General features: G+C 72.5%; 11 protein-coding genes. 4 read left to right on the top strand and 7 right to left on the bottom strand.

Annotation, left to right across the window (positions count from 1 at the left end):
• Positions 1-7: 7 nt before the first annotated feature.
• Positions 8-3055: a glycoside hydrolase family 38 C-terminal domain-containing protein gene (locus tag LE548_RS04275; RefSeq protein ID WP_225095251.1), complete on the top strand. Its 3048-nt coding sequence runs from the start codon at positions 8-10 to the stop codon at positions 3053-3055.
• Positions 3056-3160: 105 nt separating this feature from the next.
• Here the strand turns inward: LE548_RS04275 and LE548_RS04270 are convergent, their stop codons facing one another.
• Positions 3161-4279: an ATP-grasp domain-containing protein gene (locus LE548_RS04270; RefSeq protein WP_225095250.1), complete on the bottom strand. Its 1119-nt coding sequence runs from the start codon at positions 4277-4279 to the stop codon at positions 3161-3163.
• 258 nt (positions 4280-4537) lie between these two features.
• Between LE548_RS04270 and LE548_RS04265 the strand changes: the two genes are divergently transcribed.
• Entirely contained in the window at positions 4538-5443 is a 906-nt protein-coding gene (locus LE548_RS04265; protein ID WP_225095249.1) for a metallophosphoesterase, read from the top strand.
• Positions 5391-6071 carry a 4'-phosphopantetheinyl transferase superfamily protein gene (locus tag LE548_RS04260; RefSeq protein WP_225095248.1) on the top strand — a complete coding sequence of 227 codons (681 nt, stop codon included), beginning with the start codon at positions 5391-5393 and terminating at the stop codon, positions 6069-6071. The genes LE548_RS04265 and LE548_RS04260 overlap by 53 nt, the downstream gene beginning before the upstream one ends.
• Positions 6072-6111: 40 nt before the next feature.
• On the opposite strand, the gene LE548_RS04255 is transcribed toward LE548_RS04260, so the two are convergent.
• The 3 genes from LE548_RS04255 to LE548_RS04245 all read right to left on the bottom strand — a co-directional run bounded on the left by LE548_RS04255 (position 6112) and on the right by LE548_RS04245 (position 7748).
• The gene (locus tag LE548_RS04255) at positions 6112-6339 is read right to left on the bottom strand and encodes a hypothetical protein (protein WP_225095247.1); all 228 of its coding nucleotides are present in this window, start codon (positions 6337-6339) and stop codon (positions 6112-6114) included.
• A 177-nt stretch (positions 6340-6516) separates the two neighbouring features.
• A complete protein-coding gene (locus LE548_RS04250; RefSeq protein WP_225095430.1) occupies positions 6517-7059 on the bottom strand; it encodes a toxin-antitoxin system, toxin component in 543 nt (180 codons plus the stop codon).
• 32 nt (positions 7060-7091) lie between these two features.
• Entirely contained in the window at positions 7092-7748 is a 657-nt protein-coding gene (locus LE548_RS04245; RefSeq protein ID WP_225095246.1) for a helix-turn-helix transcriptional regulator, read from the bottom strand.
• Between the two features lie 261 nt (positions 7749-8009).
• Here LE548_RS04245 and LE548_RS04240 point away from each other — a divergent pair, with 261 nt between their 5' ends.
• Positions 8010-8681 carry a hypothetical protein gene (locus LE548_RS04240; protein ID WP_225095245.1) on the top strand — a complete coding sequence of 224 codons (672 nt, stop codon included), beginning with the start codon at positions 8010-8012 and terminating at the stop codon, positions 8679-8681.
• A gap of 93 nt (positions 8682-8774) precedes the next feature.
• On the opposite strand, the gene LE548_RS04235 is transcribed toward LE548_RS04240, so the two are convergent.
• The 3 genes from LE548_RS04235 to LE548_RS04225 are packed head-to-tail and all read right to left on the bottom strand — an operon-like array spanning position 8775 to position 10932.
• Positions 8775-9704 carry a PDR/VanB family oxidoreductase gene (locus tag LE548_RS04235; protein ID WP_225095244.1) on the bottom strand — a complete coding sequence of 310 codons (930 nt, stop codon included), beginning with the start codon at positions 9702-9704 and terminating at the stop codon, positions 8775-8777.
• The gene (locus LE548_RS04230) at positions 9701-9871 is read right to left on the bottom strand and encodes a hypothetical protein (protein WP_225095243.1); all 171 of its coding nucleotides are present in this window, start codon (positions 9869-9871) and stop codon (positions 9701-9703) included. The genes LE548_RS04235 and LE548_RS04230 overlap by 4 nt, the downstream gene beginning before the upstream one ends.
• Entirely contained in the window at positions 9868-10932 is a 1065-nt protein-coding gene (locus LE548_RS04225) for an aromatic ring-hydroxylating dioxygenase subunit alpha (RefSeq protein WP_225095242.1), read from the bottom strand. The genes LE548_RS04230 and LE548_RS04225 overlap by 4 nt, the downstream gene beginning before the upstream one ends.
• Between the last annotated feature and the right edge of the window lie 80 nt (positions 10933-11012).

Below are 11012 nucleotides of genomic sequence, written 5' to 3'. Positions count from 1 at the left end.
ACTTCCCATGCACGACGAACGCCGCCGCATCGAGGAGCGTGTCGCACGCCTCCACGACCAGCGCATCAAGCCCGCGATCTACGCGGCCAGCGTCCCCCTGGAGGTGGCGGCCTGGCAGGCGCCCGGGGAGCCGGTCTCCTTCGAGGAGGCCGCGGCCGCCCCCTACGCGCCGTTCGCCATGGACACCCCATGGGGTCCGCCCTGGGGCACGACCTGGTTCCGGATGAACGGCCGGGTGCCGGCCGAGTGGGCGGGCCGGCGCGTCGAGGCCGTCATCGACCTCGGCTTCACCGGCGACTGGCCCGGCAACCAGGCCGAGGCGCTCGTCCACCGCACCGACGGCACCCCGCTGAAGGCGGTCAACCCGCTCAACCAGTACGTGCCGATCGCCAACCCGGCGACCGGAGGCGAGGTCATCGACTACCTGGTCGAGGCCGCCTCCAACCCCGACATCCTCGCGAACGAATTCGTGGCACCGACTCCGCTCGGCGATGTACGGACGGCAGGCGACCGTCCACTGTATACATTCCGGCGTGCCGATCTCGCCGTCCTCGACGAGGAGGTCTGGCACCTCGACCTCGACCTCCAGGTGCTGCGCGAACTGATGCGGGAGCTCGGCGAGCACGACCCGCGCCGGCACGAGATCACCCACGCCCTCGACCGGGCCATGGACCTGCTCGACCTGGACGACGTCCCCGGCTCGGCGACCGCCGTACGCGAGGCCCTGCGCCCGGTCCTGGCCAAACCCGCCCACGCCAGCGCGCACATCGTCTCCGGCGTCGGCCACGCGCACATCGACTCCGCCTGGCTGTGGCCGATCCGCGAGACCAAGCGCAAGACGTCCCGGACCTTCTCCAACGTCACCGCGCTCGCCGACGAGTACGAGGAGTTCGTCTTCGCCTGCTCCCAGGCCCAGCAGTACGAGTGGGTCCGCGACAACTACCCGCACGTATGGGAGCGGATCAAGAAGTCCGTGGCCAAGGGCCAGTGGGCGCCGGTCGGCGGCATGTGGGTGGAGGCCGACGGCAACCTGCCCGGCGGCGAGGCACTCGCCCGCCAGCTGATCCACGGCAAGCGGTTCTTCATGGACCACTTCGGCATCGAGACCAAGGGCGTCTGGCTGCCTGACTCCTTCGGCTACACCGCGGCCTACCCGCAGCTGGCCAAGCTCGCCGGCAACGACTGGTTCCTCACCCAGAAGATCTCCTGGAACCAGACCAACACCTTCCCCCACCACACCTTCTGGTGGGAGGGCATCGACGGCACCCGGATCTTCACCCACTTCCCGCCCATCGACACCTACAACGCCCGCTTCAGCGGCGAGGAGATGTCCCGGGCCGTACGCAACTACGCCGAGAAGGGCGGCGCCACCCGCTCCCTCGCCCCCTTCGGCTGGGGCGACGGCGGCGGCGGCCCCACCCGCGAGATCATGGAACGCGCCCGCCGTCTGAAGGACCTGGAGGGCTCGGCGAAGGTCGAGATCGAGCACCCGGACGCGTTCTTCGCCAAGGCCCGGGCCGAGTACCCGAACGCCCCGGTGTGGGTGGGCGAGCTGTACCTGGAGCTGCACCGTGCCACGTACACCACCCAGGCCCGCACCAAGCAGGGCAACCGGCGCAGCGAACACCTGCTGCGCGAGGCCGAGCTGTGGGCCACCACGGCAGCCCTGCACGCGCCGGGCTACGCCTACCCGTACGAGAAGCTCGACCGGCTGTGGAAGACGGTCCTGCTGCACCAGTTCCACGACATCCTGCCCGGCTCCTCCATCGCCTGGGTGCACCGCGAGGCCGAGGCCGAGTACGCCCGCGTGGCCGGGGAGCTGACGGCGCTCACCGGCGAGGCGATCGCCGCCCTGGGCACCGGTGCGCCCCGCGTGTTCAACACGAGCCCCCGGGACCGCGCCGAGGTGGTCCGCACCCCCGAGGGCGCACCGGTGTACGTCCGGGTGCCCGCGAACGGCTCCGCGCCCCTCGACCCGGCCGAGCCCCCGCACCCGGTGACGGTGAGCGGCGGGCGGTGCATGGAAAATGGGATCGTCCGTGTACAGGTGACAGACGACGGAACACTGTCTTCTGTATTCGATCTGCGCGCGGGCCGCGAAGTCCTCGCCGGTCCCGGCAACCTCCTCCGTCTCCACACGGACCTGCCGAACTACTGGGACGCCTGGGACATCGACGAGCACTACCGCAACCGCTACACCGACCTGCTGGAGCCGGACTCGGTCACCGTGGTCGAGGACACCCCGCTCGTCGGCGCGATCCGCGTGGTCCGCTCCTTCGGCAAGGGCTCCCGGATCACCCAGACGATCACCGTCCGCGCGGGCAGCGCCCGCGTCGACTTCGAGACGGACATCGACTGGCACGAGACGGAGAAGATCCTCAAGGCGGGCTTCCCGGTCGACGTGCGCGCCGCGCACTCCTCGGCCGAGATCCAGTTCGGCCACATCCAGCGGCCCACCCACACCAACACCACCTGGGAGGCGGCCCGCTTCGAGGTCTCCGGCCACCGCTGGGTGCACATCGCCGAACCCGGTTACGGGGTCGCGGTGATCAACGACTCCACCTACGGCCACGACGTCACCCGCACGGTCCGCGAGGACGGGGGTACGACCACCAGGGTCGGCCTCAGCCTGGTCCGCGCCCCGCGGATCCCCGACCCCGAGGCCGACCAGGGCCGCCACCGCTTCACCTACGCCCTGCTGCCCGGCGCGAGCATCGAGGACGCGGTCGCCGAGGGCTACGCCCTCAACCTCCCGCTGCGGGTGGCCGATTCGGCGGGCGAGCCCGAGCCGGTCGTCTCCGCCGAGGGCGAGGGCGTGACCGTGGAGGCGGTCAAGCTCGCCGACGACGGATCCGGCGATGTGGTGGTCCGGCTGTACGAGTCCCGGGGCGGCCGCGCGAGCGGTGTCCTGCGCACCGGGTTCCCGCTGGCCGGGGCCGAGATCACCGACCTGCTGGAACGCCCGCTCGAACCGGCCCGGACGGACGGGAACGCCGTGCCGGTGCGGCTCCGGCCGTTCGAGGTGTGCACGCTGCGGCTGGCGGTGGCGCGCTGAGACACGACACAGCCCCGTGCCCCCAAGGGGCGCGGGGCTGTGTCGATCCGCGGCTGCGCCGCGTGGGCGCGGCAAGCCGCAACGAACCCGCACCCGGCGTACGTCCTAAAGCGGCAGGACCTCCGCCGAAGCCGCCTGCACGGGTGCCGGCATCGCCGCCACCGGCAGCGGAACCTCGGCCTCCCGCTGCCGCGGAAACGCCGTGGGCAGCAGCGGCCGGGGCCCCGACACCACCGTGTAGTCCTGTCCCAGGAACGGCGGCTCCACCACCCCGGGGTCCTCGCCGAGGGCCAGCTGCACGGCGGCCCAGGGGGCGTTGATCCCGCACAGCGACAGCTGGTGCAGCCCCCCGGCCGGCCGGGTGTTGACATCCAGCAGCACCGGCTCGTCGCCGTACATGCGGAACTGGATGTTGGACAGATAGTGCAGCCCGAAGCCCTCCGCGATCAGCCGGGCCGGGGCCAGCCAGCGCTCGTCCAGGGTGAAACCCCGCCGGCGGCCGTTCTTCGTCCGGCCCACCGCGAGCCGCACCCGGTTGTCCGGACCGGCGAGGACGTCGACGGACACCTCGGGCTGCTCCAGGCGCGGCATCACCAGCCAGTCCACCGGGTCCTCCGCCCGCCGCAGCGCATCGAGGACCAGGTCCAGCTGCACGTACGGGCCGGGGAAGCCTGCGAGATGAGCCAGCGAGAACGGGGCGCGGGTGATCACACGGAAGCCGACCCCGCCCGCACCGGCGGCCGGCTTGAAGCACGCCTTGTGCCCGGCCTTCTCCAACTCCTCCACAGCGGCGAGGAGTTCGTCCGCCGTGCGCACCCGCCACCACGGCGGCACCGGGACGCCCACCGAGCGGACCGCCTCGTACGCGGTCGCCTTGTCCTCGAACACGGCCACCGCCTCGGGCGTCGGCGCCAGCAGCGCCGTACCGGCCGCCGCGAACTCGGCGCGGTGTGCCACGATCGCCGCCTGGTGCAGCCGGGGCACGAAGACGTCGATGCCGCGCCGGGCGCACTGGTCGAGGGCGTACTCGACGTAACCGGCCGGGGACAGGCCGTCCGGCTCCAGGTCGGCGGTGTCGGCGGCGGCCAGCACGGGGGAGTCGGGGTCGGCGTGCGTCGCATGGATCTCCACGGCGCGGTCGCTGGGATTTCTCCGCAGCTGTTCCATGAAGAAGACGTTCTCCGCGTACGTGCGGTTGAGCCAGACGCGTACGCGAGAGAGCATGCAGGCCGCCTTTCGGGGGTTTTCGGGCAGGGCGCAGCGGCCCGTGCCCGGGCAGGAAGAAGGAAGGGACACCGAACAGCCCCTGTCAGAAGGGAGGTTGGGGCATCGGTGTTGGGGCGATCATACGGCTTTCAAGAGCCCGCGCGTGCAACGCGGGTGTTACGGATTCGCGGGGCCTGTCGGCCGGGGATCCTCTTGTCCCGGATCGGGGAATGTGCTCTTGTGGTCCAGGCGACGATGATCGGAAAGGGGCACGGGGTGGAGTCGACGGCCGGGGCCGGACAGCTGCTGGCCATCAGCGACCTGCACATCAGCTACCCGGACAACCGCGCCCTGGTCGAGCACATGCGTCCGGCGAGCGCCGACGACTGGCTGATCGTGGCCGGCGACATCGCCGAGACCGTCGCCGACATCCGCTGGACCCTCGCCACGCTCGCCGGCCGGTTCCGCAAGGTGCTGTGGGCACCGGGCAACCACGACCTGTGGACCCACCCGAAGGACACCGTCACCCTGCGCGGCGTCGCCCGCTACGAGCACCTGGTCGAGGTGTGCCGGGAGCTCGGTGTCGTCACTCCCGAGGACCCCTACCCGGTGTGGGAGGGCCCGGGCGGTCCGGTCGCCGTCGCCCCGCTGTTCCTCGGCTACGACTACTCGTTCCTGCCGGCCGGCTGCGCCACCAAGGCCGAGGGCCTGGCCTACGCGGAGAGCACGGGCATCGTCTGCAGCGACGAGTACCTGCTGCACCCCGACCCCTATCCGACCCGGGACGCCTGGTGCCGGGCCCGGGTCGCCGAGACCGAGCGCCGGCTCGCCGCGCTCCCCGCCGGCCTGCCCGTCGTACCGGTCAACCACTATCCGCTGCACCGGCACCCCACCGACGTGCTGTGGCATCCCGAGTTCGCCATGTGGTGCGGGACCACGCTGACCGCCGACTGGCACCGCCGGTTCCCCGTCGCCACGATGGTCTACGGCCATCTGCACATCCCGCGCACCACCTGGCACGACGGAGTCCGCTTCGTGGAGGTGTCCGTGGGCTACCCCCGAGAGTGGCGCAAGCGTCCGGAGCCGCCGGGCCGGCTGCGCCGTATCCTGCCGATGGAGGTCGAAACCGGTGATCGAGGAGCTGCTCCCGGAGTCGGTCGTGGTCGTGGAGGCACACCGTGACGACCCGCTGTGGGACGCCCCGCTCTTTCCCGAGGAGGAACCCCTCGTCGAGCGCGCGGTGACCAAGCGCCGCCGTGAGTTCGCCGCCGTCCGCGGCTGCGCCCGGCGCGCCATGGAGAAGCTCGGCGTGCCCGCGCAGCCCGTCGTCAGCGGCGAGCGGGGTGCGCCGGTCTGGCCGGCCGGCCTGATCGGCAGCATGACCCACTGCGACGGCTACTGCGCCGCCGTCCTCGCCCGCGCGAGCGACCTGCTCTCCCTCGGTATCGACGCCGAGCCGCACGGGCCGCTGCCGGAGGGCGTCGGCAAGACGGTCTGCCTGCCGACCGAGTCCGTCCGGCTCGCCCGGCTCGCCGCACGGCGGCCCGACGTGCACTGGGACCGGATCCTGTTCAGCGCCAAGGAGTCCGTCTACAAGGCGTGGTTCCCGCTCACCCGCACCTGGCTGGACTTCTCCGAGGCCGACATCACCCTGCACCCGGGCCCGGACGGCACGGCGCACGGCACCCTGCGCGCCGAACTTCTCGTCCCCGGCCCTCAGGTCGCGGGCCGCAGGCTCCAGGTCTTCGACGGCCGGTGGGCCGTACACGACGGGCTGGTCGCCACCTCCGTGGTCGTACCGCACGGGTGAGACCCGCCGACGGACCGGGCCGTCCGGCACGGCCGGCCGGTCAGGCGGTCGGGCACCATTCCCGCAGCAGGCGGAAGAACTCCGCCTCGTTGCCCGCGAGACCCGCCCGCGCCAGGGCCTGCTCCGCCTCGGCCAGCACGGCGGGCGGCACCACGGCGGGCCGGGCGTCGTCCGGCGGCCCGTCGAAGACGGCGCGCACGGTGTGCAGCAGCCGCAGGTAGGCCTGTACGGCGGTGCGCTCGCGGTCGGTCAGTACGGCGGTGGGCATCGGTCGGCTCTCCCCGAGTAGGCATCACGGTCGAGCCCCGCGGCGGGGGCACCTCTCCAGCTTGCCGCCCACCACTGACAACGCCGTCCGGCTCGGCTCCGGTCTCGCCCGCTCAGCGCAGGCCGGACCCCGGAAATCCCCTGGACGCAGCACCACGCGCGCCGCGCCGCGAAAGGCTCAGCCCTGCGGCCCCGGATAGCCCAGCGACGCCTCGATCCGACCGGCCACATCGTCGCGCCGGCCCGCCCCGCGCAGGGCCGAACCGGCCAGCCACGTACGGCACTTGCTGGCCAGCAGCAGGCCGAAGGTCTCGGCCTGACGCTCCTCGGCGAGGTCGAAGCGGGTCCGGGCCGCGACCCGCCGCGCCGCGGCCTCAAGCGCCGCCTGGTCGGTGTCGTCGTCGTCCAGCAGCCGTGTGGCGACCCCGACCCCGTCGGTCCGGTGCCCGCGGTGGTCGGCCTGCATGTGCCACAGCTCGTGGCCGAGGATCACCAACTGGTGGCCGGGGGCGGTCCGTTCCTCCACCACGACGATGTCACGGTCGGTCAGGTCCAGCCACAGCCCGCTCGCCGTGCCGGGCGGGAAGACGGCCGTACGGAAGTGCACCGGGCGGCCCCGGCGGCGGCTCATCGCCTCGCACAGCGCGCGGTACAGCTCCTGCTCGGGCGCCGGCACGGGCAGGGCCAGCCCGCCCACCAGCTCGCCGCACAGCCGGCGCATGTCCCTGCCGATGCCCACTGTCCTCCCCCGGCTCACGACTCGGGCCGCTTGACGCTCTCCAAGAGCATGTCCAGCCACTCCGCGACCTTGTCCCGGTGCTGGTCGGTCGGCAACTGCGCCGCCCGCCAGGCGATCCCGCGCACCCCGTGGTCCTGGAGCAGCCTCTCCAGCGGATCCTCGGCGGCGTCGGCCGCGGCCCGCTCCCGGTCGGCGAGCTTCTGCAGCATCTCCTGCTCGGTGCGCTGCAGCGCGCCCGCCAGTGCCTCGGGGTCCTCCGCGGTCAGGAATCCGGCGTGCACCCGGAAGAAACGCTGCAGCGCGTCGCAGTGCTCCATGGTGGGCCGCCGGTCGCCGTTGATGAGGGCGCCGGCCTGCTGGCGGGACATGCCCGCGCCGTCGGCGATCTCCTGCTGGGTGTACTTGCGGCCGTTGGGCTTGAGCCGGGTGCGGCGCAGCAGGCTCAGTCGCTGCAGGAAGCGTGCCTGGACGTCCGGCTCGCCCGCAGGCCGGCCGCTGAGCAGGGCCCGGACCACCGGCTCCGGCACACCGCAGGCCACGGAGAGCCGGCCGACGGCGAAGACCTCCGTGTGCGGCACGCCGAGCCGTTCGGCGAGCGCGGTGACGCGGGCGACGACGGCCGGCAGCTGGGCGGTCGCCGTGGCGCCCGGATCCTCGTAGCCATCCGTCACCGACAGAACTCCTACGTCTCTTCGCGGGTTTGCAGTTGCGTCCTTCGCGTCCGCCTCGGCCATGCGTCTCGCGAGCGGTCGCCGTGAACTTCCCGGAGATTAGCCGGTGCCTCGAACTCACATCCAGGTGTCGCCACAACTGTGGCGAATTTCAGCCGTCAACAGGCAGGAAATGCCACGATAGTTGACATCGCGCTGGTCGGAGCCGCAGGATCGCAGGGGCCGCGTCAAGGCCGCAGAGGCAAGAGGGGTGACCTCCCGATGGCACATCAGGCAGGAGGGCAGCGGCCGGCGCCGCGGCCCGTCCCCGAGACGTGCGACACCCAGGCGTACCTTCAGGACTACGCCGCACTGCTGGAGTCCCTCGCCCTGCCCTCCCTGGTCGTGGACCACTGCTGGAACGTGGTCATGGCCAACGGGGCCTACACGGCGCTCTTCCGCGGGGTGGGCCCCCACCCCACCGCCATGCCGGGGGACAGCTTCCTGCGGTTCGTGCTCTTCCACCCGGACGCGGCCGAGGTCCTCGGCGAGCACGAGCAGGGCTGGTGCCTGCCGATGCTGGCCCACCTCAGGGCCGCGCTGGAGACGTACGGCCACGACCATGAACTCCAGGCGGTCCGCCGGGACATCGCCCAGGACCCGATCATGGAGGCCGCCTACCGGCAGGGTCTGCCGCACTGGATGCGCTCCGTCGGCGAGTCCGCGACCCGGCTCGACGGCGCCGTCCGCCTGCTCCTCCACCCCGACCCGCGCCGGGGCCCCACCGAGTGCCGGGTCGTCGACGAGACCCCGCAGACCCTGCGGGACATCGGCTACCGGCGCCTGACGATGGTCCTGCGCGACCCCCGCCGCCCCGCCGTCCCCGTACGCCGCCCGCGCCGCGCACGCGGCACGGCCCCCCATCTCTCCGTCGTCCCGGCCACCCAGGACTGACCCGGCACCGCCGGCGTTCAGGTCGCCGGCGGCGCCGGGCCGGGAGACCGGCGCCTTGAAGGGGCGGCGCCGAGCGCCGACCACCGAGGCGTCTCACAGATCCAGCACCAGACGGGCGCCCCGGCACCGGGAGACACAGATCATCATCGTGTCGCCCGCGGCCCGCTCCTCCTCGGTGAGGACCGAGTCCCGGTGATCCGGGACGCCTTCCAGCACATCCGTCTCACAGGTGCCACACGTCCCCTCGGTGCACGAGTACAGCACCTCGACGCCGGCGGCGCGCACCGTGTCCAGCACCGACACCCGCGGCGCGACCGTGAGGACACGGCCGCTGCGCGCGAGCTCCACCTCGAACGCGGTGTCGGAGCCGGTCGGCCGGGGCTTGGGCTGAAAGCGTTCGACCCGCAGCCGTCCGGTCGGGCAGCGTTCCTCGACGGCGTCCAGCAGCGGCCCCGGACCGCAGCAGTACACCAGGGTGCCGTCGGGGGCGCCGTCCAGCACTGGGCCCAGATCGAGCAGGCCCGTCTCGTCCTGCGGGGCGAGGGCCACCCGGTCGCCGTAGCGGGCCAGTTCCCCGGTGAAGGCCATGGAGGCGCGGGACCGGCCGCCGTACAGCAGCGACCAGTCGGCGCCCGCCGCCTCGGCCGCTGCGAGCATCGGCAGCAGCGGGGTGATGCCGATGCCGCCCGCGATGAACCGGTAGCCGGGCGCGGACTCCAGCGGAAAGTGGTTGCGCGGCCCGCGCACCCGCACCTTGTCGCCCTCGCCCAACTCCTCGTGGACGAAGGCCGATCCGCCCCGGCCGTCCGGCTCCCGCAGCACCGCGATCCGCCAGGCGGAGCGGTCCGCCGGGTCGGAGCACAGCGAGTACTGCCGTTCCAGCTCCGGGCCGAGCAGCAGGTCCACATGGGCGCCGGGTTCCCAGGCGGGCAGCTCCTGCCCGAGCGGATCGCGCAGGGTCAGCGACAGCACCCCGTCCGCCGCCGACTCCCGCCGCGCCACGACGAGTTCGATCTCCGTCACCGTACGTCCTCCCGGGCCTCGTGCCCCTCGGGGTGTGCCAGCATCCACTCCCACATCGCCATCGGATCCTGCGCGGTGTGCTCCGCCCCGCAGTGGCAGGTGCCGTGCAGCACGTCCGTGCCCGGCAGCCAGTCCACCCGGTAGACCTCACCGGTGGGCGTGCTCACCGGACCTCCTCCACGGGCTTGTCGCCCTCCTCGGCCAGCCGGGCCAGGATGCGGCGCGCGGCCAGGCCGCCGGTGTCGATGTTGATGCTCAGCTCCTGATAGCCGGTGCGCTCCGAACCCAGCGTCCGCTGCAGGAGGTTGAGGGCGTCCACGTCCTGCATGACCACCGTGTGGTTGTTGCCCCGCAGGAACTCGGTGACCTCGGCGTCGTCCGTCGCCCAGTCCCGGGAGACCATCCAGAAGTCGTACACCTTGCCGTCCGCGGACGGGGTGATGGCGTAGGTGATCTCGGTGTGGATGCCGTGCGGGTCGCTGCCGTCCGGCTCGGGCACGACCCCCGTCGGCGCGATGCGGCTGTGCAGCAGATACAGGCAGGGCGCGTGGTACTCGATGTCCTGCCAGCGGGTGATCCGGCCGGTGATGCCGGTGGAGCGGGCGTAGAACGGCGGGCACTCGGCGTCGGCCATGTGCCGGCTGACCCGGACGATGCCCGCGCCCTCGTCCACCTCGGTGGTGATGGGTGTCTCGGCGACCTCCGGGGTGCCGATGTACCCGCCGTGCAGATAGGTCTCGTGGGAGAGGTCGAGGAGGTTGTCGACGAGCAGGCCGTAGTCGGCGTCGATCGGCTCCATGCCGCGGACCGTCACCCAGCCGGGGGAGTCGAGATGCCGGGCCCGCGGGACGGTGTCCGGGTCGGCGAGGGCCGGGTCGCCGATCCACACCCACACCAGGGAGTCCTGCTCCACGACCGGGTGGGCGGCGACGCGCGCGGTGCGCGGGATGCGTTTCTGGCCCGGCACATACACACAGGTGCCGGTGCGGTCGTAGGTGAAACCGTGGTAGCCGCAGACGATCCGGTCGCCGTCCAGACCGCTCTCGGAGAGCGGATAGCGGCGGTGGACGCACCGGTCGTGCAGGGCGACCGGGGTGCCGTCCTCCTCGGCGCGGTAGAGGACGAGCGGTTCGCCGAGAATCGTCCGGCCGAGCAACTCGCGCCCGACCTCCTGGCTGTAGGCGGCGACGTACCACTGATTCCGTGCGAAGGCGGTTACATGGGGCATCGGTCCGGCTCCCGTCTGTCGTGGTGGTCGCATCGTCGAGGAGCGCGTCGCAGGGTCGCAACGCTCCTTCCGCCTCGCGG

The sequence above is a fragment of the Streptomyces sp. CoH27 genome (genome assembly GCF_020181035.1).
In the GTDB taxonomy this organism is placed as follows: Bacteria; Actinomycetota; Actinomycetes; order Streptomycetales; family Streptomycetaceae; genus Streptomyces; species Streptomyces camelliae.
Note: the sequence above shows the minus strand (reverse complement) of the source record. Positions and strands in the feature narration are given on the sequence as shown.